This window comes from Planococcus faecalis (genome assembly GCF_002009235.1).
Taxonomy (GTDB): Bacteria; Bacillota; Bacilli; order Bacillales_A; family Planococcaceae; genus Planococcus; species Planococcus kocurii.
In genome coordinates this window covers 782,821-807,716 of the sequence record NZ_CP019401.1, presented here as the reverse complement: position 1 = coordinate 807,716, position 24,896 = coordinate 782,821, and the positions used below count along the sequence as shown (strand labels likewise).

At 40.2% G+C, this 24,896-nt stretch carries 21 protein-coding genes; 6 read left to right on the top strand and 15 right to left on the bottom strand.

What is annotated here, in order from left to right:
- Positions 1–14: 14 nt before the first annotated feature.
- The 3 genes from AJGP001_RS04020 to AJGP001_RS04010 form a co-directional block, all read right to left on the bottom strand.
- The gene (locus tag AJGP001_RS04020; protein WP_143039559.1) at positions 15–1,163 is read right to left on the bottom strand and encodes a CaiB/BaiF CoA transferase family protein; all 1,149 of its coding nucleotides are present in this window, start codon (positions 1,161–1,163) and stop codon (positions 15–17) included.
- Positions 1,164–1,446: 283 nt separating this feature from the next.
- On the bottom strand, positions 1,447–1,659 hold the full coding sequence (locus AJGP001_RS04015) for a hypothetical protein (protein ID WP_058386157.1): 213 nt from the start codon (positions 1,657–1,659) through the stop codon (positions 1,447–1,449).
- Between the two features lie 112 nt (positions 1,660–1,771).
- Positions 1,772–2,095 (bottom strand): DUF3870 domain-containing protein, encoded by a 324-nt coding sequence (locus AJGP001_RS04010; protein ID WP_071154534.1) that lies wholly within the window; start codon positions 2,093–2,095, stop codon positions 1,772–1,774.
- Positions 2,096–2,276: 181 nt separating this feature from the next.
- Between AJGP001_RS04010 and AJGP001_RS04005 the strand changes: the two genes are divergently transcribed.
- From AJGP001_RS04005 to AJGP001_RS03985, 5 genes are all read left to right on the top strand, one after another.
- Positions 2,277–3,770, top strand: a complete 1,494-nt coding sequence (locus AJGP001_RS04005; RefSeq protein WP_071154535.1) for an MDR family MFS transporter — start codon at positions 2,277–2,279, stop codon at positions 3,768–3,770.
- 178 nt (positions 3,771–3,948) lie between these two features.
- Complete coding sequence (locus AJGP001_RS04000; protein ID WP_049694831.1) at positions 3,949–4,323, top strand: GntR family transcriptional regulator; 375 nt, start codon at positions 3,949–3,951, stop codon at positions 4,321–4,323.
- Entirely contained in the window at positions 4,323–5,195 is an 873-nt protein-coding gene (locus tag AJGP001_RS03995; RefSeq protein ID WP_078080181.1) for an ABC transporter ATP-binding protein, read from the top strand. Before AJGP001_RS04000 ends, AJGP001_RS03995 begins: the two co-directional genes overlap by 1 nt.
- Before the next feature lies 1 nt (position 5,196).
- Positions 5,197–5,907 (top strand): hypothetical protein, encoded by a 711-nt coding sequence (locus tag AJGP001_RS03990; protein WP_071154536.1) that lies wholly within the window; start codon positions 5,197–5,199, stop codon positions 5,905–5,907.
- A 59-nt stretch (positions 5,908–5,966) separates the two neighbouring features.
- A complete protein-coding gene (locus AJGP001_RS03985) occupies positions 5,967–6,356 on the top strand; it encodes a hypothetical protein (protein ID WP_078080180.1) in 390 nt (129 codons plus the stop codon).
- Between the two features lie 57 nt (positions 6,357–6,413).
- Here AJGP001_RS03985 and AJGP001_RS03980 read toward each other — a convergent pair whose 3' ends face one another.
- From AJGP001_RS03980 to efeO, 4 genes are all read right to left on the bottom strand, one after another.
- On the bottom strand, positions 6,414–6,836 hold the full coding sequence (locus AJGP001_RS03980; RefSeq protein ID WP_071154537.1) for a YybH family protein: 423 nt from the start codon (positions 6,834–6,836) through the stop codon (positions 6,414–6,416).
- 158 nt (positions 6,837–6,994) lie between these two features.
- Positions 6,995–8,749 (bottom strand): FTR1 family iron permease, encoded by a 1,755-nt coding sequence (locus tag AJGP001_RS03975; protein WP_078080179.1) that lies wholly within the window; start codon positions 8,747–8,749, stop codon positions 6,995–6,997.
- Positions 8,724–9,998, bottom strand: a complete 1,275-nt coding sequence (efeB, locus tag AJGP001_RS03970) for an iron uptake transporter deferrochelatase/peroxidase subunit (RefSeq protein WP_078080178.1) — start codon at positions 9,996–9,998, stop codon at positions 8,724–8,726. Before efeB ends, AJGP001_RS03975 begins: the two co-directional genes overlap by 26 nt.
- Positions 9,999–10,003: 5 nt before the next feature.
- On the bottom strand, positions 10,004–10,849 hold the full coding sequence (efeO, locus tag AJGP001_RS03965) for an iron uptake system protein EfeO (protein ID WP_071154538.1): 846 nt from the start codon (positions 10,847–10,849) through the stop codon (positions 10,004–10,006).
- A gap of 232 nt (positions 10,850–11,081) precedes the next feature.
- Here efeO and AJGP001_RS03960 point away from each other — a divergent pair, with 232 nt between their 5' ends.
- Positions 11,082–11,645 (top strand): DUF4256 domain-containing protein, encoded by a 564-nt coding sequence (locus AJGP001_RS03960; RefSeq protein WP_071154539.1) that lies wholly within the window; start codon positions 11,082–11,084, stop codon positions 11,643–11,645.
- Between the two features lie 62 nt (positions 11,646–11,707).
- Here AJGP001_RS03960 and ltaS read toward each other — a convergent pair whose 3' ends face one another.
- From ltaS to AJGP001_RS03920, 8 genes are all read right to left on the bottom strand, one after another.
- Entirely contained in the window at positions 11,708–13,660 is a 1,953-nt protein-coding gene (gene ltaS / locus AJGP001_RS03955) for a lipoteichoic acid synthase (RefSeq protein ID WP_071154540.1), read from the bottom strand.
- Between the two features lie 259 nt (positions 13,661–13,919).
- Positions 13,920–14,681 carry a hypothetical protein gene (locus AJGP001_RS03950; protein ID WP_071154541.1) on the bottom strand — a complete coding sequence of 254 codons (762 nt, stop codon included), beginning with the start codon at positions 14,679–14,681 and terminating at the stop codon, positions 13,920–13,922.
- 4 nt (positions 14,682–14,685) lie between these two features.
- Positions 14,686–18,522, bottom strand: coding sequence for an AAA domain-containing protein (locus tag AJGP001_RS03945; RefSeq protein ID WP_078080177.1), 3,837 nt, complete (start codon positions 18,520–18,522; stop codon positions 14,686–14,688).
- A gap of 302 nt (positions 18,523–18,824) precedes the next feature.
- The gene (locus AJGP001_RS03940; protein WP_071154542.1) at positions 18,825–19,403 is read right to left on the bottom strand and encodes a PepSY domain-containing protein; all 579 of its coding nucleotides are present in this window, start codon (positions 19,401–19,403) and stop codon (positions 18,825–18,827) included.
- Positions 19,404–19,586: 183 nt separating this feature from the next.
- The gene (locus tag AJGP001_RS03935; protein ID WP_071154543.1) at positions 19,587–20,804 is read right to left on the bottom strand and encodes a M20 metallopeptidase family protein; all 1,218 of its coding nucleotides are present in this window, start codon (positions 20,802–20,804) and stop codon (positions 19,587–19,589) included.
- Between the two features lie 33 nt (positions 20,805–20,837).
- Positions 20,838–22,253, bottom strand: a complete 1,416-nt coding sequence (locus AJGP001_RS03930; protein WP_071154544.1) for a YfcC family protein — start codon at positions 22,251–22,253, stop codon at positions 20,838–20,840.
- A 168-nt stretch (positions 22,254–22,421) separates the two neighbouring features.
- A complete protein-coding gene (locus AJGP001_RS03925; RefSeq protein ID WP_078080176.1) occupies positions 22,422–23,729 on the bottom strand; it encodes a hypothetical protein in 1,308 nt (435 codons plus the stop codon).
- 559 nt (positions 23,730–24,288) lie between these two features.
- Positions 24,289–24,843, bottom strand: coding sequence for a restriction endonuclease (locus tag AJGP001_RS03920; RefSeq protein WP_071154545.1), 555 nt, complete (start codon positions 24,841–24,843; stop codon positions 24,289–24,291).
- Between the last annotated feature and the right edge of the window lie 53 nt (positions 24,844–24,896).

The following is a 24,896-nucleotide window of genomic DNA, read 5'->3' as shown; positions in this document are numbered from 1 at the left end:
ACTAATAAAGTGAATTACGTAATAGAATATTGCCCTAAAATCTCTTCATTATGTTCTCCCACATTTGGCGGATGACGTTCCATTTTGACCGGTGTCCGCGACAACTTTAGCGGACTGCCTATCAATTTAATTTTTCCAGCTGTCGGATGATTTTGTTCAATGAACATATCACGTGCTTGAAGCTGTGGATCATGGATCATTTCCGCTATCGTCTGAATGGGTCCGGCTGGGATGTTATTTTTTATGCATATAGCCTGCCAATACACTGTTTTTTGTGTCAACAAAGCTTCCTGCAATAATGGCACAAGGCTGTCACGGTTCTTTACTCGTTTCGGGTTGCTGTCGTAACGTTCGTCCACTGCGTACTGGGGTTTCCCTAAAACCGTACACAGTGCCTGAAATTGCTGATCTGTGCCAACAGCAATAACCATTTCTCCATCAGCTGTTCGGAATGTCTGATAAGGAACGATGTTGGCATGCGCATTGCCTAGAGCTGTTGGTATGTGTTCGTCCATTAAATAATTGCTACCGATGTTCACTAACGCACTAACCGCTGTATCATACAAAGAGATATCTAGCTTTTGTCCTTTTCCTGAGTGAACGCGCTCGAGCACTGCCGCCTGTATGCCAATACAGGCATACAATCCAGTCAGTATGTCGACAATCGCAACGCCTGATTTTTGAGGCCCTGACTCATTCGTACCCGTTATGCTCATAAGTCCGCTCATCGCTTGGATAATGAAATCATAACCTGGTAAATGTCGGTTAGGTCCTGTTTCGCCAAAACCCGTGATCGAACAGAATACGATAGCTGGATTAATAAGCGATAATGTCTCATAACCCAGTCCCAAGCGTTCCATCGTACCGGTCTTGAAATTACTAACGACCACGTCACTTTCTGCTACAAGATTTTTAATAGTAGCGACACCTTCTGCTGTTTTCAAATCAACAGTAATGGCTTTTTTGTTGCGATTGACGCTCAGGTAATAAGCACTGACCCCTTTTTGAAAAGGAGGACCCCATTTACGGGTTTCATCGCTGCCACCGGGCGCTTCCACTTTGATTACTTCTGCCCCGAGATCTCCTAAAATCATCGTGCAATAAGGACCAGCCAGAACGCGTGATAAATCGAGTATCTTCATGCCTGCCAATGCTCCTGCCACGTTCACCTCTCCTTTCCCTGCAACTGCCATGCAAAAAAGCCAGCCAAAAAAGACAACAGCAAAACTGCTTGTCTGAATGGACTGGCTTTTATCTACGTATGAAACTCCTGAAAAGAAATTTCAGCAGACTAGGCAGCATAATTTTTTTCGTATCGTACAGATCGTGCGAGATAAACGCTGTAACGTTTTAACACGACTCTTAGTATCACTGTAATACAGAACACAGGGTTTGTAAATCGAAAAGAGTGTTTAATCTGACTATTCATCACTTTCTCCAGACTAACTAAATAGTCCGGTTTTCTCCATTTCGTTTATGGGGCGCCTCTTTAGAATAATCTTTCGCTTTCTCCATTTCATCTGTAGCGTCTTCGTAATTAGTCGCCTCACTGTCGCTGTCGAAAGCTTCTTTTGTTTTCTTGACGGCTTTATCAATTACCGATTGTGAAGGAGCCGATTGTTGTTCAGGAGTTTTTCCTGCTGTGCCTTTTCTCGCCATTCTAATCACTCCGATTCCAAAGATTTACTTGTTGTATACCCAACAAAACTGAAGCTAACCTCTTTATTGCTGCTTCTGCTAAGATTCAGTTTTTGATAGTTTACTGTTATTTTTAAGATGACCGGGAGCTTCCTTTATAGCTTTCATAATGCTTAAAAAGGTCTTTCAATGCAGAAGCCAAAGCATTTCCTGCTTTTCCAAGATAATGAGCCTTTATATCTGCTAATGGTTTTTCAATACCGTCTTGCAAACTATAGCCTCTCAGTAACTGTTGGACAAACTCTTGGCCGTGAGCTGTTGCCAATGTGCAGCTTGCCGATACAATCACACTGTAATTCTTATCAATTTCTGCAGTAATGGTCAACGTTTCATATATATTTTGAGCGGCCATCCCCGCTGGAAGTCTAGCATGACCCGCGATAAAAAGAGTATTCATTCGATATCTTCTCCTTTTAGTTTAACTTTACCATACTGTCTCTATGATATTGAAAAAGAGCAATAACTCAAAAAAACTTTCTTTATTGTTAAAATCGTGCATTCGAATTTGGTTTTTTTTGTACAGAGGACTATGATATGAATATCTTTTACATACTCTAAAAGAATGGCGGGTGGAAATCATGAACAATACAGGTCAGAGTAATATTAAAGTGGTCATCGGTGGATTATTGCTAGCGATTTTAGTCGCAGCCATGGACAATACGATTGTCACCACTGCCCTTCCTTCTATTGTCGGGGAGCTTGGCGGTGTCGATAAATTTGTCTGGGTAACTTCTGCATATCTAGTTGCACAAATGGCAGGTATGCCTATTTTCGGTAAATTATCCGATATGTATGGTCGCAAACGATTTTTTATGTTCGGGCTACTTGTTTTTATGATTGGTTCAATGTTATGTGGCACCGCCGATACCATTAACGAATTGATTATTTTCCGTGCGATTCAAGGAATCGGTGGCGGAGCGTTAATGCCAATTGCGTTTACGATTATGTTTGATATCGTACCGTTAAAAGATCGCGGGAAAATGAGCGGCATGTTCGGTGCAGTTTTCGGCATCTCCAGTGTATTTGGTCCTCTTCTTGGTGCTTACATTACAGAATACATTAACTGGACGTGGGTATTTTATATTAACATCCCACTTGGCTTGATTGCCTTTATCATGGTCGCCTTTTTCTATAAAGAGTCACTCGAGCGCTCTAAAGGGAAAATTGACTGGCTAGGTGCTGCTACATTAGTTGGCGCGGTCGTTTCTTTAATGTTCGCAGTTGAACTAGGTGGTAAAGAATTCGCTTGGATGTCCCTTCAAAGCTTTGCCTTGTTTGCAAGTTTTGTCATACTCACGATTGTTTTTGTTATCGCTGAGCGTCGTGCTGTAGAACCCGTTATCGACTTTAGCATGTTTAAAGAGCGATTGTTTGCGACGAGTGGGCTAATTTCCATTTTTAGTGGTGCTGCTTTTATCACAGCTTCTGTTTATATTCCTTTTTATATTCAAGGTGTGCAAGGTGGCGATGCGACGAATGCCGGATTCGTGCTCTTGCCGATGATGGTTGGATCGGTTGTCAGTGCCTCTATTGGCGGTGCATTAATGACGAGATTCACATATCGTTCTTTCTTAGTTCCCACTCTTGCTTTGTTGACAATTGGAATGATTTTGTTAGCGACACTGTCTGTTGATACACCACGATTTATGGTTGTCGTGTTTATGATTTTGGTAGGACTTGGCATTGGGGCTTCGTTTTCCGTCATCCCTTCAGCTGCGATTCATCCATTTTCTATTCGTAAACGAGGAGCTGCAACATCTACAGTGAGCTTTTTGCGTACATTCGGAATGACCATCGGGATCACTGTTTTTGGAATTATTCAAAGCCACTTATTCAGTCGGAACTTAACAAAGCAGTTTGGAACTGAAGCTGCTCGTTTTTCAGGAGATTCTCGTGCTCTACTATCTCCCGAAGCGCGTGCAAATATCCCTACTGACATAACAGATCAATTGATAAGTGCATTATCTTCTTCAATTTCGAGCACATTCTTCTGGGCGATTGTTCCCGCTTTCTTAGCGCTATTAACTGCCTTTCTGATGAGTAAAGAAAAACTTGGAGATAAAATCGAATAACTATTCCACACCCATCATGCGTATCATATCCCGTTTTAAGTAGTCTTTACGCGCTGCTTAAAACGTTTTTTATTGAAAAAACTTTCATTGTTAATTGACAACTAACTCATTACGATATATGGTTATATACATAAGTATACAACCATATATCCTAACACGATCATAGGAGGTGTTTTTAATGAACAATGCGTTTGATTCGAGCAAGCCGATTTTTTTGCAAATTCGTACATTAATTGAAGATCAGATTGTCAATGATCAGCTTCAAGAAGGTGATCAAGCACCATCGACCAATCAACTTGTTAATTTTTACAAAATTAATCATGCGACCATTTCGAAAGGGATTAACCAGTTAGTAGATGAAAAAATCTTGTTTAAGAAAAGAGGGATTGGCATGTTTGTAGCAGAAGGGGCAAAACAAACATTAATAAGACAACGTAAAAAAGCATTTGTTGATAATTACGTCAAAAGCCTTGTTCAAGAAGCGCAAAAACTAGGAATTACAGAAACAGAAGTCATTGAATTGATCAAAAACACGAAAGGAAGTGAAATCTGATGGCCGCTGAGGTGAATCTAAGTAATGTCACAGTAACATTCGGAAAGTTTGAAGCGTTAAAGAATATTTCATTGACACTTGAGCCCGGGAAAATCCACGGACTGATCGGTCGCAATGGTGCTGGAAAGACCACTCTTCTTTCTTTGGTTGCGGCTTTCCGTGAGCCAACACAAGGTCAAGTAGAAATTGATGGCGAACCTGTCTTTGAAAATCCTAACAAGATGCAGCAAATTGCTTTTCTTTACGAAAAAAATTACAGCGAAGAAGATGATAAGATTCCGGTTATACTAGAGTTTTCTAAACGGTATCGCCCGAATTACGATGAAAAGTATGCTAATTATTTATTGCAACGCTTCCATCTACCACTAGACAAACCGATTAGTAAATTATCAAAAGGAATGCAGTCGGCTCTCACTGTGGTCATCGGCTTGGCTAGTCGTTCGCCATTAACCATTTTCGATGAAGTATATCTCGGAATGGACGCCCCTACTCGTGAAATTTTTTATCAGGAAATCTTAGCAGACCAAGAGACGCATCCTCGAACCTTTATTCTTTCTACTCACTTGATTTCAGAAATGGAGTATCTTTTTGATCAAATTGTCATTCTCGATCAAGGTCGTCTAATACTGAATGATGATTATGAAAGCATTTCTGCTCAAGGCGTTTCTATTACAGGAGCAACCGATCAAGTCGATGCCTTTGTCTCAGACAGAAAAATACTAAACGAGCAAAAACTAGGCACTACGAAATCTGTCATGTTCTACGGAACAATTTCAGAACAAGAACGACTTACTGCTCAAAAACAAGGCCTTGAAGTTGGTCCTTTGTCATTGCAAGATCTATTTATTCATCTAACAGAGGAGGTGCGTTGACGTGACGCAAGTCAAACTCTACTCAAAAGTCGCAGTCGACCTTTTTTACGAACAGGTTAAATGGAGTATTTGGTTTTTCTTCTTTGTTACGGCTGCTCATGTTATTGGATTGGTTATTGCATCAAAAAATAATGCCAGTATTCAAGGGTTTTTCGCCTTTTCAACCTATTCTGTTGCTATTTTTATGTTGGTGTGCGGAATTATCGCAGCATATAGTTTTTTAGGCTATTATGTTCAACAAGGCATTACTCGTAAGGACTTGTATGCCGGAACGGTTATTTCCACATTTTTCTTGGCGCTGGCTGTTACTCTTATTCCACTTGCGCTTAACGGCATTGAGCATTTAATTTCCACTTTTGTGACACTGCCTATTGATGCAAACACTTATATGATATTCGATCTAGCGACAGGTTGGTTTTCAGCATCAGGTATGTTCTTCTTAGATATCTTTACGTTTTACCTGATTGGCTGGCTGATCGGCATTGGTTATTACCGTTTCGGATGGCTTATTGGTTTTGGCTTTATTGCAATTGCGATGGGAGCTCTCAGTCTAAATAGTTTTTTTTGGACCGGCAGTTCGATGATTCCATGGATTCCCTTTATTTCTATAGAAGTTAGCATTACACTAGCAACAGTGGGATCATTGATGCTAATCACACTACTGCTAGTAGCTATCAGATTGCTGACAAAACGCATTCCGATAAAAATGTGAAAAAAACGTTTTGCTTTTCTGCATCTCGATTTACTCAACTACCTTATGGAGGTCATATCTTGGAAAAAACATGGAGTCTTCGTTTAATACGCTTTTCAGCAGTTTTTGGATTGTTTGGTACGTTTCTTGGTTCGCAAATGGCAGGTGAAATGGATTATGCCCTACGTCCAATTCACGCACACATCCTGCTCGTTGGCTGGCTTTCAGTCTTTGCTTGGGGGATCTTTTACCGCGTCTATACCATCCGTTTCAAAAAGTTAGTTGCGATTCACAGTGTACTCGCGATGGTTGGAGCTTTCACGCTTACTGGGGGTATGTGGCTATACACTATCAACCCATTTAATTGGAATGAAACCTTGGTCATGATTTTATTCATCGTAGGTGGCAGTTTGTTGTTGCTCGCATTTTTGCTGTTCTTAATCATTACCTTTTTAACAGAAAAAGAATAGAAAGCAAAAACCCCTGGCAGAAAAGCACGTTTTTCTGCCAGGGGTTTTATTTTTAGATTATCCAAAAATCGCTTTCCCACTTTCCATGTCAATCGGCAGCGACGAATGTTCATGAACAATACGCCAAGAATCGTCTATTTTTTCCATAACAAAAGTAAACCGATTGCTCATCTTTCTCAATTCCTTACCTGTCTGGTCTAAAGCTGCAAAGCTAACAGAGCCATGAACATAAGCCATTTCTGCATTTTCTTTTCCTGCTTCTTTGTGAATTTCTACCCCAAGCTTCATCTCTTCTTCAGCCAATCTACGAAACCATTCTATCACCATCGTACTCCACTGCTCTATTCCATGGTATTCCCACTCTTCCCAGCAATCAAAAACATGAACATTTGGTGCATAGCTTAAAAGGAATTTCTCCACATCTTGCTCGTAAACAGCATCCCGGTAGTTTTGAAGTACATCTTGAACATCAGTGAACATAAAGCTCCTCCTCTAGTTCGTTTTCTATTCGTTTTCTAGTTAGTATCTTTCGCTAAATTCAGTAAGATGTCCTGCATGGATCAGTTTACTTTGCGTAAAATCATCTTTTCAAACACAAAAAACCCACGAACTTCCTTAGAGGAATTTCGTGGGTGTAATCACCCTTCTACTGCTACATTGCTAGTTTTAGCTGCGTTCTTTTTATAAAGTATGGTCGCTACAATCAGTATGACCAATATCAACTGACCGCTCAGCGTTTCTACAGATGGATAAAATCCGATGACATTAATGACAGGCAAATCAGCAAGAATATGAGTTGGCAACACATTGGTTAATTGCAAGGTATGAATACTCGCGCCAATAATTTTAAATGCTAACAGGTAAATGAAGACAGTTGCTACACCAAAAAATAAGTGCATCGGTATCTTTTTACTGGCTTTTGCAAAAAAGAAAGCTGCTGCTACTAGTATCAGTAGCGCAAGGACGATTCCCAAACTAAAATCGAAGGTCGACATTTTCGGTGCAATGCCCATATAAAACACGACCGTTTCTGCCCCTTCTCTAAATACCGTCAAAAAACTCAAGACCGTCATGGCCAAAACGCTTTGTGTGGATAACGCTTGGTTCATTTGTTTTGCAATGTATTGATTCCATGCAGTGACAGTTGATTTGCTGTGAAGCCATACACCAACACCTAGCATCATCGCTGCCGCAAGTAGGCCAATATAGCCTTCCATTACTTCGCGACTGGCATCAATGGTTCCGGACTGAAGCAGCGTAGACATCAATACTGCAGCAAGGATACTCACCGCAATACCCGCTGCCGCTCCGATATAGACATAATGCTGCATATGTTGCTGACCCGCTTTTTTCAAGAACGCAATCAACGCAGAAATAATGAGCAACGCTTCTAATCCTTCACGTAACAAGATCAAGGCAGAGTCCCAAAAACTGTATTCCGTATCTTGTTGGATAAAATTGATTTGTTGTTTTAAAGAAGCAATCTTCTCAACAACTGCAGAAACTTGTACTTCGTCACGAGTCAAATCACTCACAAGAAGAGGGAGTTCCGCTTCAATTTCGCTGTACAAGCCGGCGTTTTTTGTGCGAATTTCGCCTTCGACACTTGGCCAAATTGTGATGAATTTCTTCAACGCCTCTGCAGCTTGGTCAAACTCTTTTTCTTCAATTGAAGCTTCACTTTTTTCTAACAAGCCAATCAAAGTTGCTAAAGAATAAGTAGTCGTTGCAGTTGATTCTTTTATTTTTCCAGCAGCAAAATTTTGAATCGTTTGATCAAGTGCTTCAACCTGCTCACTAAATGCCGCAACATCAAGACTATCTTCAGCTAAAGAAATCCGCATAAAGGACATTTGTGTTTCTACTTGCCCATAGGCTGCAATGCTCTGCTCTTGAACAACTCGCTCATTTTTCGACCAAACCCCCAGAAAAACTGAATACGCATCTTGAATTTCTTGTGTGTTTCCAGAATCGACTGCTGTTTTTAAGTCAACGACAAATGGCTCTGTTGCTTGCAAAAAATCCTCTCGTCCCGCTTTTTCGTCAACGGGGTTTTCAGCTTTTTCGTAGGCGGTCAGTGCTTTTGATAGTCCGGTTAATGCAGTTAATCGCTCTTCACTGGTTGTTGCAACCAAAGCTTTTTCAAGCGAGTTCGTTACTGCTTGGGATTCCTCCCCTTCCGTAACGCTTAGCTGTTGCCATTCTTTTTGAAAATCTTCAATGGCCTCAACAGCTTTTACATCATCATCATTTTGAGTGCTCATAATCGCGTCGGTAATCGAAACATAGAAAAGACCAAAAGATTGTTCGGCAGAAGCATGATTATGAGCCGGAACCAATAGTAATACAATCGCTAGTAGAAGAATTTTAAAGTACGTTAAAAAGTTTCTCACCAATATAGCTCCCTTTTTGTATACCAGGGAAGCAAGCGAAAATACCGCTACCTCGATGGGTAATATATTCATTCAGTTTATCCGCACGTCCTAATGCATTTTGAATATTGATAAACTGCTTTGGATTTTTCTGAAACGAAATGAATAATAAGCCTGCATCATATGCGCCTGTTTCATCGATCAATCCACTGGAATAAGAAAAGCCTCTTCTCAAAATCCGATCTTTCACTTTCCGCGCAAGTGCCATATGTGAGTCGGCTGGAATATGCGGATTGCCACTAGCATCTTTCGCATTTAAATCGACTTCGTCAAATTCTTTCTTTTTACCAATTGGAGCGCCGCTGTCACGATGTCTTCCAAAAGTTGCTTCTTGTCCTTGCAATGAAGTTCGATCCCATGTCTCTAAATGCATCTGAATTTTGCGGACGACTAAATAAGTTCCGTTAGTCATCCAGCCTGTTGATTCATTAGGTTGAACCCATACAACTTCCTTCATATCAACAGCGCTTTTCGGACTTGGGTTGACGGTTCCATCTTTAAAGGCAAATAAATTTCGGGGCGTTTCTTTTTTATCTTTTACTTTAGGTGTCGATGTAAATCCTGTCTGTGTCCATTTTAATGTCACTTTTCCTGTAGCAGCACGCACTAAATTACGGACGGCATGAAACGCGACTTGTGGATCATCAGCGCATGCTTGTATACAAATATCCCCGCCTGCAAATTTATCGTCAATTTGGTCTTTAGGAAAATGAGGCAGCTCAGTCAATTCAGTTGGTCTCTTAGATCCAAGACCAAGCTTGTTGTTGTCGAATAACGATGGGCCAACGCCAAACGTAACGGTTAAGTTAGCAGCATCTAACTCCGCTGATTCACCGGTGTCTTTCGGTGGCGTAAATACCCCTTGAGAACTTTCTTCCAATCGTTCTCCGTTCATTAAACGTACGGCCAGAGGAGTCCACATCTTAAACAAGTCCTGTAACTCACTTTGTGACTCCACCAATACATTCAACGAAGCAAAGTAAATGTGCGTGGTGGTATCAGTTGTTATGCCTGACTGATGTTTTCCGTAAAACAAAACTTTGTTTTCAGCCGTTTGATCGTCATCAAGAATGTCAAAGCCAAAAGCTTTTGCCATGCCACCCATTCCAGAAGCAAGCACAGCAGCTCCTGCTGCACTTGCTCCTGTGATTTTCAGCATATGGCGTCTTGAAATTTTCTTTTCCAACCATTTTTCGTCTTTTTCAGTCATTACATTCACTCCATTATGATACCCATCCGACTAAGTGGTTCACCTAACTGGTTTACTGCTTCTGCTAATTGTTTCGTGTCTTCAGAAGTCAATTCCTCGTAAGAAACAAAACCATCTTCACCCGTTGCGTGTTTGTCTAATAGCCCATATAAAGCATCGAATTTTGCTTGCAAGTCTTCCGTAAGTGCCGCATCTTTCTTTTCGATTTCAGGTTCTAAAATGTGGAAGATCTTTTCTGCACCTTCGACATTTGCTTGAAAGTCATATAAGTCGGTATGAGAGAATATTTCTTCTTCGCCAGTAATTTTCGAAGTAGATACTTCATTCAACAAATCGACTGCGCCTGTCATCATTAAGTCTGGCGTCACTTCTACCGTTTCGACTCGAGCACGAAGTTCTTTCGTATCGACCAATAATTGATCCGCTACTTCTTCATAACCTTCTGTTGTATTTTCTACCCATAGGCCGTACTCAATTTTGTGGTAACCTGACCAGTCTTCTTCACCTTGACCGGCCTCTTCGATATCTGCAAGTCGAGCATCAATACGGGGATCTAAATCGCCAAAGCTTTCTGCAATTGGTTCCGATCGCTCGAAATACATACGTGCTTGTGGATAAATCGCTTTCGCAGTTTCAATATCCCCGCTTTTCACAGCTTCTGTAAATTTTTCTGTTTCTACTACAAATTGGTTCATTTGCTCAATCGCAAATTGTTTATAGGCATCTACTTCATTTTGTAAATCGATCGTTTCTGCAGCTACTTCAGGCTGTGAACTCGCTTCTTTTTCTGCACATCCTGCTAATGCAGCACTTATTAATATGGAAGATAGTAAAAATGGAGCTTTTTTCATGTATATCCCTCTTTCATCTTTTGTTTCTAATTAATAATGATAATCGTTATCAATGAAAAGTCAATGGGATTTGAATGGATATTAGTGACAGAGCAACAACTCTTACAAAAAAATATTATAACCCCTCTTTTCTCTCCTTACATAAGAGTGCCAGTTGCTTAGCTATTCAAAACCGTGCATAATTTAATAAAAGTCAGTTTGTAGAACGTCGAGAACGACAGGAGGAAAGCGCATGGCTAAGAAAAACGCATTAACAGCTGAACAGCGAGAAGAACTACTCGGTACGCTGAAAATCCGTTTCGAAGAAAATATCCAGCGTCACGACTGGATGCAGTGGGACGAAATCCAGAAAAAGTTGGAGACCCAGCCTGACAAGCTTTGGTCACTGCACGAAATGGAGCGAACTGGCGGAGAACCAGACGTCCTAGAGTTTGATGAGACAACAAGCAATTATGTCTTTTACGACTGTTCACCAGAAAGCCCGAGTGGTCGCCGAAGTATTTGCTATGATCAAAAGGCATTGGACGCTAGAAAGAAAAACAAACCTGACAACAATGCTCTGTCCATGGCTACTGCTATGGGTATTGAACTGCTGTCTGAAGATCAATACCGGGTATTGCAAAAACACGGTAGCTTTGATTTGAAAACATCAAGCTGGGTTCTGACACCTAAAGAAATCCGCGATCTCGGCGGCGCTCTGTTCTGTGATTTCCGCTATGGACAAGTCTTTTTGTACCATAACGGTGCGGACTCGTATTACGGAGCAAGAGGATTTAGAGGGTTTTTGAGAGTTTAACTAAATGCAAAAAGCATCCTAAAGACGGTGTAATCCGTCTTTAGGATGCTTTTTTGTTATCGTTACTCAGCTTCTTCTACTTTATCATTTTGATAGTTATAGTCAGCCGGATCAATTGGTGTAAATCCGTCAGGTGTGTAGAACCTCAGCAAGTCACTAGTAACTAATTGATCAGATAATTCCAGTTCGTAATTAGATTGTTGTTGGAATTTCTCTGCTTGCTCGAGTTGTGTATCTTCTAACGGCAATCCCGTTTTAGGGTTGTAATATTTTTCGCCGATTGAATAGATTTCAGGACTGACGTAATCGCCATTTCTAAATGTCACCAGTTCCTCGTGGTCTTCAGATAGTAAATCTGCACCAAAGTGAATGTAATTTTCTGTTTCAACGCCAAGCATGTGCATAACAGTCGGCAGAAGATCGATTTGTCCACCATAAGTATGGTCAACGCCGCCTTTCATACCTGGTACATGAATGAATAGTGGCACGCGCTGAAGATTAGCATTTTCAACTGGTGTAATTTCTTTTGATAGAATTTGTTCCATTGCTTGATTGTGATTATCGGAAATCCCGTAATGGTCACCGTACAAGACAACCATCGTGTTATCATCCAAACCAGACTCTTCTAGTTGCGTGAAAAACTGCTCGATTGCTTCATCTGCATAACGAGCCGTTTGGAAATAATTATCAACACTTGGATCGCCCGTTGTAGCTTTTCCAATTGTCGTCAAATCCTGATTGATGTGATAAGGGAAATGATGCGACACTGTCATTAATTTCGTGTAAAAAGGTTCTGGCAAGGTTTCTAATAGTTCACCTGATTGCTCAAAAAATGGCTTATCCATAACGCCGTATTCTGCCATGTCTTCTTCAGTCAAATTGGTATACGATTCGATGTCGAAGAAATGATCATAACCAAAGGATTTATAAATTTCCGAACGATTCCAAAACGTTCCGTTATTGCCATGGAACACAGCTGATGTATAACCTTTATCCTTCAATATTGCCGGAGCTGCTTGGTACGTATTCTGGCCTTTTGTTATAAATGCCGAGCCTTTTGGTAACCCATACAAAGAGTTTTCAAGCATGAATTCTGCATCTGATGTTTTACCTTGAGCTGTTTGATGGAAGAAATTATCGAAATACAATGTGTTTTGATCACCGATCAGTGAATTCAAGAACGGCGTCACTTCTTCCCCGTCCAGTTCATAGTCCAGCAAGAAGGTTTGGAACGATTCAAGATGTAGGTAAACAACGTTCATGTCTTCAGCAGCACCAAAATAGTCTTCGTTGGGCTTTGCGTAATTCGATTTTGTATAATTTAATACTTCAGTTTTATCATCGCTATCAGCAAGAACCCGTTGTGAAGAGGATTTCAAGGTTTCGACCGTGTCATAAAGCGCGTAATTGTACATACCTAAATATTTTACGATATAGCTTCGATCAAATCCACGCGTCAACAACTGTGGGCGATCTTTTTCCGCTAGAGCCAAGTTAAAGAACGAAATGGCTAACGCAATCGTAATAACCGGAAGAATAACTTTCGTCTTAAAATTTCCGGACTCTTTTTTAACTCGATTTGATCCTATAAGAATCGCGAGTACTATTACATCAACAAAGAATAGCACATCGGTTGGCTGGATTAATGTAATAATACTGCCGCCTAAATCACCGAAATTTTGCGTTTGAAACAAAGTTGGCAAGGTTATAAAATCACTAAAGAAACGGAAATACACGACGTTGGCATATAATAACACCGACATTAATGTGTAAATGAGTAGCAGCGACCAGTATTTTCGCGCCCCTTTAAAGAAGAACGACAAACTTAATAGGAGTAACGCGGACCCAAGTGGATTGATAAACAGCAGAAACTCTTGGAGCACTCCGTCAACATCTAGTTTAAATTGCATTTTCTGAGATACATAGGTTTTTATCCAGAGCATAGCGACTGCCAAAACGAACAGAGGCACATACTTGTTAACTATTTTTTTATTTAATGATTTACTCTTTTCCATATTGCACCTTCTCATTATTAGTATTCACAGGGACTTGGGGACGTTTGGTTAAAAATTTGAACCCAATAGCTTAAGTAAATTTCATGTAAAAATTATGACAAACTCTATTTTACTCTAATATACTAGAAAATGACAGCTTGTCGTTCTTTCAGAATATTCATTTAAACCAATAGAAAAAGACATAGTTTCAGTTTCGAAACCATGTCTGCTTTCTTCAACCTATTAAGTTAGTAGACGTCACTGCAGTAGAATTAGTTCCTCAACTTAAAGCTACTTTCTGTTCCTCCATCACTTTGCGCCATTTCACAAGCTCACGTGCTTCAATCTGCTGCTCCAACATTTCATCCCAACCGCCAGTTGCTGTATTCCAGACACGAGCATAAAAAATGTCCTGCTTTTCGTCGTATAATTGAAATTCAATGCACGGGAGATAATCTGTAATTTGTTCGATACATGCTGTAATGCCTGTAACGATTGTTTGGAAACCTGCTTCTTTTAAAGCTGATTTTTTCTCGAAAAGAAGTTGTTGCATGCGTTCTTTATTCAAACTGCCTTTTCCCGGATAGCGATACAACGGTAATGATTCTTCGGCTTCGGGATGTCTATTTTCTTCTGCTAACTTGTAGTTGTCGTGACTAGCACTATAGGCAATTACGGTTTCGTCACCTGCATTTTCTTCATCAAAAATACCTTGACTAAGATAATCATAGCCTTTGGTCGTTAACTTATAACCCGGCTTTTCTAGTTGGATCAATCCGGTCCGTTGCATTTTATCAATCAAGTCACGAATAAACAATTCTTCTACAAACAGCATTTCAGCCAAAGTCGCAGCTCGGCGAATATCCGCTTCTTGAAACGATAACAGCAGCATTTTCATTAAAATGTCCATCTTTAATCGCTTAACTTGGCTAAAGCTGACTTCGTATAATACACTTGGCAACTTCCATAGCTGTTCGTTGACGACGGTGACCTCTGGATTTTCTGCTACAGTTGATCGTAGCTCTTTTATCAATTCGTCCACATCGTCACCCCTTGCTGCTTTCTAAGGTCTTTAAGCCATCTGTCTTTTTCACGACTGCTAATACATGCTTGTACATTTTTTTGGTTTCTGTTTGCTTGGCCCGTTCTGTAAACATCTGAGAACTACCGACAAGTACCAGTAATTCTTTGGCACGTGACAATGCGACGTTCAATCGCCGATAGTCTTTCGCAAAGCCAATATCGCCATGCTTGTTTTGGTTGTTGCGCACCATACTTAGTACGATGATGTCTCTTTCACTTCCTTGGAAACGGTCGACTGTGCCTGTTCGAACCGTTAAATGTGGCAACTGTAGCTCTTGGTCAATCATTCGCTGAAGTCGTTTTACTTGTTCCCCGTAAAAACTAATGACGCCAATACTTTTTTGTTGGTCTAGAGCGATTCGTCCAGCTTGTTTCGCTTCACCAGCTGCTTTATTCAATTCTACCAATAACGAACGGATTTCCTGAATTTCCGCTGCGTTGTACAAGCTCTTGCCTCCGTTCATGCGTTCTTCAAAATATGCCGATTCGTTTGGCAAATCAAGCCACATCAGATGATTGCTACGCTTCACGGTGGTTGATTCGAGTAAATGGTCACGCTCTTTGTCAGAATCCTCAATGCCACATTGCAGCTGGTCGTTTTCTAACTGGTAAAATGGCGAAATGGTTTCCATAATGTCTTCGTGCATTCGGTACTGAATGGCCAACATCGTTTTATTGGCTGCTGGTAGATTTTTATACAATCGTTCAAACAACGATTCCTCAAGTAACTTCTCAAGCTCTTTCTTTTCTTCAAAACCGTTGTCTTCATCAATCATTTCTTGAAGCGTTTCCTCTAATGTGTCATTGCCAAGAAGTGGTGGCAATTGATGATGGTCACCGACTAAAATAATCTTTTGGCCTTTGAGCATGGGCAGTAATAATTCGGGCGGCGTGGCTTTGGATACTTCATCAATGATAACGACATCAAACTCGGGATAGTTGTCGATAAAATCTTTGCGTGCCGAAGCAACACAAGTCGTACCAATAACGTTGGCATGCTTAATATACATTTTTCGGATTTCGTCCAAATCGTGCTCGCTCGCTCCTACTAGTAAATCCAGCCATTTTTTCTGTACCGATTGAAGCAGCGGTAAATTTTTCATTTCTTGCTTGAGCGATTCTTTTGTAAAGGACAAACTAGCTAGTTCTTTTGCCGTTCTTTCATAATCCTGTTCTGGATTTAAAGCTAGGACTTCACTCAAAGAATGCAACTCTTGTTCGTAGCTGGTTGCAACTGTTTTTAGTTGTTGGATTTCGACATCTACTTTGCCAATCTGGGCTTCTTTTTCTGCTAGTAAAGTTAGCTGTTGCGTGCGCTTAGCTTTATCGTTCTCAATTCTTTGTTGCGCTTGTTCCACTAAAGCTTGTTCTTTTTGCAACTCCACAAGTTCTGTTTTGTGTTGACGAATCGCGGCTTCTACATCAGCTGGCAAGTCCGCTGAGTTGGGCATTTGGCGGTAACGTTGTTCAAGCGGCGCTAGATCTTCTTCTAGCTTTTCTTGTTTTTCTAACCATTTTTCGTCCCACACACGATATTGTTCTTGCTGTTTTTTTAGTTCTTCGCATAATGCCTTTTTCAAGTCATCGAAAGCTCGCTTAGATTCAGCTGCATAGACGTCGACCGGTTTAAATTTTGCGCCTCTTCTCCACAAATTATGTTGCCGTCTGTACAACCCAATTAACGCTTTTTGTAAAATGGTCGGATCGTTGCGTTGTGTACTTTTCAAAACCGCTCTCAGCTTCTCTAAATACTCATCAATTTCAGCTGAACTATACGTTTCTGTTTTCAACAATGCTTGCTTTTTTAACTTATCTACAGAAATATCAACAGAAGTCAGTAGGTTTTCAATATACGTAATGGCGTTAGATACCAGCACGTTGTATTCGTTAAGCTTAGTCCAATCTGCCATATTTTCACGGTTGGCTTCTAGCCGATTCACTAAATAAGTAATAGCAGATGTTTCTTCAATTCGTTGAACTTTCATTACCTGAAGCAAGTCATCCATTTTTTTAATGCTATCCATATTCTCAACAGCTATTGCCTTTTGTTCAATAATCTCTGCCATTTGATCACGCTTTTCGGTAATCACTGCAATTTCTTGTCTTTTTACGACTAAGTCTTGTTCCAGTCTTTTCAAACCGAGTGCACGTTCAAGCAACTGTATAGTTTGTTGAATATGCTGTTCTTGCTGAAGTCTTTTGTCGCTGTCATGATGATCAGTAAATGCTGTGTCTCGGTGAATAGATGCATTAATTTTCTCGACAACTTGCGTTATCTCCTGGCTTTCAGAGGTCGTCTTGTCTTTTTGAAGTTCGAGAGCGTCTACCTTTTTTTGTTCACTATCAAGCAGTTGCTGAATTTTTTGTTGTTTAACTTGCGCTGCCTTTTTCTCTTCGACGGCTGTTGCCAAACTTTCATATAGCGGCTGCAACTTCTCAGTAGCTTGTTGGTTACTCGTTAGTTCACTTTCAAGCTGTGGTTTACGTTTTTCACGCATTTCGTATTGAGCCGTAATTTCTTTTAAGGTATGGTCTTTCCAATACTGACCGACATTTTCCTCAATAAATTTCTTGCCTTCTTCTTCGATGCTTTCCGTTCGTCCGACACGCAAAATCCGAATATCTTTGTTGGCCAGTAGCCTTCCAAGTGCGTTATCAACAGCTAAATTCGACTGCGAAGCGACAAGTGTTCGCAGTCCCTTTTTAGCATTTTGCAAGCAAATTTCCGAAATAACTGTAGTTTTCCCGGTACCCGGCGGACCTTGAATAACGTATAAGTCTTTCGCCGCCATTGCTCCCGACACCGCTCGTTGTTGGAACTCATTGAGTCGGTTATGGAAAGTTAAACGCTCTAAAGGTTGAAGTGGTTGGACTGGAGGCTTTTCTTCAAACAAGATTCGGTCTAGATTTGGATTTACCGCGAGACCTTTTTCAAGATTCGCAAATCCTTGCCGCAACCTTCTGATTTGGCTCAAGGCTGCGAAATTGCTGAAAACCACTTCTTTCTTATCGAGTGTTAACCCTTTTTCCCGTAGTTGCTTGACGATATAGCTTTGCAATTCTACTTCCACTGTTCGATTTGCCGCTTTAATAACCGTTCCAACATCCCCTGTAATTCCAGTGAGGCGCACTGTCAGGTTTTTCACCTGTTTCCATTGCGTCTCTTTTAACTGACAGCCTTTTAACGTAATACGGCTAAAATCATGGCTAAATGACAAGTTAGAAAAAGAAGTCTTCACGTCTGGTATGTCCATGCCACGCTCTTGAATTTTCAAATAGCCTTCCCAACTACCAATCCGTTTTTTAACATAATCTGAACTTTCTTTGGCTGGCGTCAACCGTTTGATCATATTGATCAAAGGCACTGACGCCGGTTCACGCGTTTTTTCAAACGTCAAGTTTGCCTCTCGTTGCCAATTAGTTCCGAGCGCCTGGTAGGATTTCCGTTGCGTCAAGTTAGTGATGAGCAAATGATGATTGGTAAAGACCCCGTGCAAAACAATCGAGGCTTCTGCTTTTTTGCCAGTCAATCGTGCGTTCTCCGACCTGTCCAAAATCAACGCAACCGAAAGCTCGCCATCCGCATTGGAAGGATAACGCTCGATAAACACCTTAAAGGCTTTGTCCGCAACAAAAAATGAGCGTTCGCTGATACCGAACACGCCCATTTTTTCCGCTGCCGTCTTAGTTAGTCGTACCGAAGTTTTATATGTTGCTGTCTGTGCATTCGTCATGTAATCACCTGTTCTTTGGAGCTGAAGAAATTTCAAATCGACGTATTTCGCCTGATCTGTTTTCATCTAATCATATCATCTATTTGAGCTTATGCGTTTTTTTAGTTGTGAATTTTACTAGACGCCTGAGATTTATTAACGAACAAACGGAGAATTTTTAATTACTCTCAGCTTAGCTTTAAATGACATCCGGTTATGTTTAGTAGAAGAAATAGCATATTTGAAGATCCAGCAATCAAGAAGAAACAGATACTCTTCCGTGTAAATTTTAATACTTACGTACACTCTTTCAAACACAAATGCCCCTTCAAAAATGAAGGGGGCATTTAATCGTTTTATTTATTTTCTTACTCACATGGACGGATCAATTAAATCGTACCGTTATACACCAATCCACCATTGTTCACATCAATAATTTTAAGGTGCTGATCGTATTTCACAAAAATGGTTTTGTATTGTTTTTTTCCATCTTCGCTCACTAAGAACATAATGCGATTTCCTTGATTGTCAGTAGATAAGTGGAAAGTTAGTCCATCTGTGTTCACTTGATCAACAATCATGCCGTACTCCTCAAAAGAAGCTACATCAGCTGGCTCATTTGGATAATGACCATTATCTGAAGGATTGTCTTCCTCTTCTTCTTGCTCCACATTACCTGCATGTTGATCTAAGATTTCACCTTTTACTGCATCAACGTTAAATTCATACTCACTCGTATTGCTTGCGATTTCAATTTCATAATAATTGCCATCTTCTTCAAAAGAAAGTTCGACTTCTTGAACAGTTCCTTCTGTATGATCAAATGCAATTTCAAGTGCTCTTTCTGCAGTAATTCCAGGTTGACCTACCGAATTACTGTCATTGGACGCTGCAAAAGCTGCTACTCCACCAAGACTCCCTACAACAACCGTACCTACTACTGTTCCAATCATAACTTTGTTTTTCAAAATTATTCCTCCTCTACTTGTTTTACACATTAAGCATAATCTTTGAAAATGAGCTGAGAATGAGAAGAACATTAAAATTTGATGAGAACTATCTATATGTTTACATAAAGTATTTATTAAGTTCCACTAATCTTTTCACAATAAAAACCCTTACGCCAAATATGCTAGCGTAAGGATTTCTCATTATAAAAGTACCGAATTTTTTTTCAATTCCTTCTTTATTTCTCCATCTGACAAATAATTCAATGCCCCACCAATAAAAATTTTACCGATATGTTGAATGGACATTTCGTCCACATCAAACTTAGGATGATGGTGAGGATAAACGGCATTTAGTTGAGGATTTCCTCCACCAACCATAAAGTAGGTGCCAGGCACTACTTGTTGATAGAAAGCGAAATCTTCACTGCCTGTCATTTTTTCTGCATCACTAACATTCTCAGTGCCTAATACCCATTTTGCAACTTCGCGAATGCGATCTGTTTCGGTCGCATCATTGAATATCGATGGACAGTCTCGAATGTAGTTGAACTTCACAGTTGCCCCCGCTGCTTCACAAGTAGATGTTGTTACTTGTTGCATAGCTTTTTCAATCACGTCACGCGTCTCTTCGTCAAATGTTCGAACTGTTCCTTTTAACGAAGCTGTATCCGGAATGATATTCGTTACACTCCCACTATGAATAGCTCCTACTGTTAATGCAGCTTGACGCATTGGGCTCACACGGCGGCTAATGATTTGCTGGTAGTTCACGACTAATTGACAAGCTGTAACAAGCGCATCAACCGTCATATGTGGTGATGCACCATGTCCGCCAACACCTTGGACTTCCACGTAAAAATCATCTTGTGCTGAAGACGCATAGCCTTCAATCACTTGCGCGGTACCCACTGGTTCGTGTGACATAACATGAGCGCCATAAACCACATCTACTCCGTCAAGACAGCCGTCTTCTATCATAAATTGTGCACCACCAGGAGTTATTTCTTCAGCAAATTGATGCAAGAACACAATAGTCCCTGGTATCTCTTCTTTGATTTCACTTAACACTTTCGCTACTCCAAGCAGCGTCGCCGTGTGTAGATCATGTCCACACGCGTGCATAGCTCCAGCTACTTGTGATTTGTATTCGACTTGTTTTTCGTCTTGAATTGGCAGTGCATCAAAGTCTGCACGAAGAGCAATTGTTTTTCCCGGTTTCCCACCTTTAAGATACCCGACAACACCCCGTCCACCTACGCCTGTTCGTACATCAAGCCCAAGTTCCGTTAAATATGCCGCTATTTTTTTCGGAGTCTCTACTTCTTCGTTTGATATTTCAGGATTCCTATGCAGTTCTCGTCGAATTTCAACTAACTCTGGATAAAGCTCTTCGTAACGCGTAAACAATTTATCAAGCAACAGATTGTCCTCCTTCTAATTTCAACTCTTCTATTACACCGGCCAGATAAAGAAATGAGCTACAGTTACGAAAATCAGGCTCAATACTGCTTGTACTAAGATTAAAGGCCATACCCATTTAAACCATTTAAGAATTGGTATTCCGGCCATAGCAAGCGCTGCAAACAACAAACCGTTCGTTGGAGAAAACATATTCGTAATGCCATCCCCCATTTGGAAAGCTAAGACCGCAGTTTGACGACTAACGCCAATCAAATCTGAGAGAGGTACCATAATCGGCATACTAAGCGCCGCTTGGCCACTGCCTGAAGCTACTGCAATATTCAACAGCGCTTGTGTAATAAACATTGCCCCAGCACTCAAACTCGCTGGAATAGTAGAGATCAAGCTTGAAATACTATAGAGAATTGTATCAATGATGAAACTTTCTTGAAGAATGACAACGGCAGCATAAGCGAGACCCACAATTAAGGCCCCAGTTGCCATTTCTTCGCAGCCTTTGACAAATGACTTGGTGATTTTGTTGAAGCCCATTCCATAAACAAGACCCATCACTAACGCCATAATAATAAAGAGCGCGGAAATTTCACCAATATACCAGCCAAATTGAATAACGGAATAGGCTAAAACCACAAGTGTCAGACCCAGTACGCTAAGAACTGCAACTTGTCTTTTAGTGATTTTCTCCATCCCCATCATGTTCCGGTCAATTTCACGCGCTTGGTCTACGTCGTAAACAATACTTTTGGTTGGATCTTTTTTCACTTTATTTGCATACAACATGACAAAAATGATCGCTGCAGCCATATAGACGAGCCAAAAACCGACACGTGGCAACATGCCAGAAAATAGTGGTAGTTCAGCTAATCCTTGAGCAACTCCAACAGTGAAGGGGTTCATAAATGCAGCGGTAAATCCAGCCGATACACCAATCAACACCATAGCAAGTCCGACCATTGAGTCATAGCCTAAAATCATAGCAAGTGGCACCATAATCATGACAAATGGAAATGCTTCTTCGAACATTCCAATTGTTGCACCACCTATGCCGAAGAAAATCATTACAATTGGAATCATGATCATTTCTTTTCCTTTTGTCTTCGCAGACAAGCTGGCAAACGCACCTTCGATTGCTTTTGTGTCACGGAACACATGGAATGCACCACCTACAATAAAGATAAAGAAAATAATCGGTGCACTTTGCACCATTCCTTTATGAATGGCTTGGAACACAGTTAAAAATCCTGCCGGGTTTGAATCGATTTGTGCATACGATCCGTCAACAACGATCGTTTGCCCAGCATCGTTTGTTAATCGTTCATATTCACCTGCTGGAACAAAATAAGTCAAAATAGCCATAAACAAAATAACAATGAATAAAATATTAAACGGGTGAATTGCCTCTTTTTTCTTTTTCTCTTTCGTTGTTGCGTCAGTAACGATCGTCATTTTATTAGCTCCTTTTTTAGGGATTACAGATCACTACACTTCATCAATCACTACACTTCCCTCTCTGTCGTTATATAGTCGTTAAATGCTTTTACTAGATTACTATAGAAAGAAAAGTCAGTCAATAGAATTCAGATATATTGCATATCTAAATGAAAAACAAATAAGTTAGTTTAGATTCATTCGATACACCGAACGTGGACGTCCTTTGCTATAAGGCTGTTCTTCTCCAATTTGCAGAGCATAGCCTTCTTCAATTATTTTTTTCATTAGTCGCTCCGCACTGCGTCGACCAATTTCAAGATATTCTGAAAGTTGGACTGTCGTAAATCCTTCGTCATGACGCAATTTTGCAAACTCTTGGAGCTTTGTCACTGTAGCCACACTTAAATGCGTTTTACCTGCCACCTTCAACGTCTCCGTATCTTCAGTTTTGACTTGAAACGTTTTTACTAATTCATTAAGTGGCCCAATAATTTTCTTTTCAGCAGTCATAAAGAAAACACTGTGTTCCAATTTTTTTTGACGAGCATAAAACAATGCAGTCTGCGCATTTTCTTCAGCTTCTTTCGCGGTCATACCTGCGCCACAACCGATATGAATAACCAACTGTTGAACCTCGCTAAAATGGTTCAACAATTTCTGTAATCTTTCACTATACAAGAAAAGTTCCATGCTTCCGATAGTCCCATAAACTATAAATTGTCCCGGTGATTTTTTTTGAATAGGAGACTCCAAATTTCGTGCCAAATACGTTAACATTTGCTCTGCCAAGGCTGCTTGTTCTCCTTCAGTCGTGAGTTCTGCACCAGATAAGGTAACAGAAATAATACCTACTGAGAATTCCATGTTTTTACTAATGGATAATTTCCCACACATGATTGCTTGCTGAAAGGTATCAATAATGGCTTTCCCTGGTACGATGATTGCTGTGGACGAAATACCCATTTTCTGGAGCCTGTCTCTCACGTAATCGATGTTTGTTACCGCATAAGTTGTTTTTCCACTCTCCCATAAATTTTGATGAAATTCGAGAACTGCATTGGGATCGATAGTTACTTGGTTTTCAGTTATTGTTTCTTTTGAATCTAAGACATGCCAATCCGACACATCCATATTCATTTCCTCTGCTACTTGATGTAAATGATGCTCATTATGGATATCTATTGATAATCCTTTTAGTCCTTCTTTTCGATTGAGCAACAAGTACAGTAAAGTGTGCGTTAATGTATATTCATCTGATGGAATAAATACCGAGGGTAAATTTCGAGCTTTAGTACATGCTTTTGACAGAAAGTAAGGAAGCGGACCAGCGAACATAATGACGTCACATTCACGAATTTTCTTAACAATTGCTAGACTTTCCAAAGGATTGTCGTATGTATAATAAGTAACTCGACTAGTCGGAACTTCATTCTCAAATTTCTTAATCTCTTCAGCAAATTTTTTTGAACTTACGACTGCAATCCGGATCATTAAACATCCTCCTTTCTTTAGGAGCAACTATTTTATAAAATGGTAAAGACATATATCCTTGTCATTTATTTTAACAATCATGTATTCGATTTTTTAGAAAAAGAATTTTCCAATGCTGAAATGTATGTATTATATCACTAGCGCTCGATTAAAATAGTTGGGAATCACTACTTTTACTCGATTCAGAATGAAACCTACATTTGATATTCACATCATCATTATTTAATAAAAAACTACCCCTTAGGAGATAAATCCCTTCGGAGTAGCTATTTACATTGCACAAATTTTACAGACTAGTAAACCTTAAATCTATCGTAAATGTTCTTAATAACTCAGCACTTTGCGTTCAGCTGCTACTTTTTTCGAACGGAACCAAGCTACAACAAGCGCAGCGATCAAGACAAATCCTAAATAACCCATAACCGGATAAACTGTGCTGACCAAAGTGACGAAGCCAACAAAACTCGAGGCAAATGCTGCAACGCCGAAAATGCCAACAGATACTTTGAATTTTGCTGTATCTGGTTTTACGAATCGCGCTATAAAGGAAATCTCTTGTCTATCCTACCTTCTTTGCCAATAGAATCTCTACCAATTCATCGCGATTTACTAATTTCACTTTATTGCTTCGCGCTAGTTCCGCTGCCGCTTTTGTGAAAAAACTATTGGTAACCACCCATGCTTCATTTGCTCCGTAATGCAGTTTTGCTGCAGAAATTTCTTGCACGGCTTTGATGCCAACATTACTTTTATATCGCTTTGCCTGCACAGCAATTTTTTGCGGTCCTTTTTCCAAAATAAGGTCTGCCCCGTAATCGCCCGTATAAGGCGTTTTACGAACTGCATATCCTTCAGCCTTGTAACGGAGACGCAGAAACTCTTCGAATTCTGCCCCCGACATTGCATCCACTTGCAAAATACCTGATTCATTTAATTTCTTCTGCTTATTGTTTTGGAGGGTCTTTACGATTGCTAGCATGCCAACAAAGCCGACAGCCAATACAGCGACCGTTGCTGTGAGTGACTGTGTGTAAACAAATGTGATTGCGCTACTAAGCATTAAAACTGCCATTAGCAGTTCTGATAGATTATCTTTCTTTTTCTTTCTGGCCATGGGAAACTTCCTTTTTTAAAAATAAAATTTTATTTCTAGTTTCTATTCATAAG

Coding starts and splice junctions, on each gene's coding strand:
- AJGP001_RS04015 (WP_058386157.1), bottom strand. CDS start 1,659: ATGGCGAGAAAAGGCACAGCAGGAAAAACTCCTGAACAACAATCGGCT.
- AJGP001_RS04010 (WP_071154534.1), bottom strand. CDS start 2,095: ATGAATACTCTTTTTATCGCGGGTCATGCTAGACTTCCAGCGGGGATG.
- AJGP001_RS04005 (WP_071154535.1), top strand. CDS start 2,277: ATGAACAATACAGGTCAGAGTAATATTAAAGTGGTCATCGGTGGATTA.
- AJGP001_RS04000 (WP_049694831.1), top strand. CDS start 3,949: ATGAACAATGCGTTTGATTCGAGCAAGCCGATTTTTTTGCAAATTCGT.
- AJGP001_RS03995 (WP_078080181.1), top strand. CDS start 4,323: ATGGCCGCTGAGGTGAATCTAAGTAATGTCACAGTAACATTCGGAAAG.
- AJGP001_RS03980 (WP_071154537.1), bottom strand. CDS start 6,836: ATGTTCACTGATGTTCAAGATGTACTTCAAAACTACCGGGATGCTGTT.
- efeB (WP_078080178.1), bottom strand. CDS start 9,998: ATGACTGAAAAAGACGAAAAATGGTTGGAAAAGAAAATTTCAAGACGC.
- efeO (WP_071154538.1), bottom strand. CDS start 10,849: ATGAAAAAAGCTCCATTTTTACTATCTTCCATATTAATAAGTGCTGCA.
- AJGP001_RS03960 (WP_071154539.1), top strand. CDS start 11,082: ATGGCTAAGAAAAACGCATTAACAGCTGAACAGCGAGAAGAACTACTC.
- ltaS (WP_071154540.1), bottom strand. CDS start 13,660: ATGGAAAAGAGTAAATCATTAAATAAAAAAATAGTTAACAAGTATGTG.
- AJGP001_RS03945 (WP_078080177.1), bottom strand. CDS start 18,522: ATGAAAACAGATCAGGCGAAATACGTCGATTTGAAATTTCTTCAGCTC.
- AJGP001_RS03930 (WP_071154544.1), bottom strand. CDS start 22,253: ATGACGATCGTTACTGACGCAACAACGAAAGAGAAAAAGAAAAAAGAG.
- AJGP001_RS03925 (WP_078080176.1), bottom strand. CDS start 23,729: ATGATCCGGATTGCAGTCGTAAGTTCAAAAAAATTTGCTGAAGAGATT.
- AJGP001_RS03920 (WP_071154545.1), bottom strand. CDS start 24,843: ATGGCCAGAAAGAAAAAGAAAGATAATCTATCAGAACTGCTAATGGCA.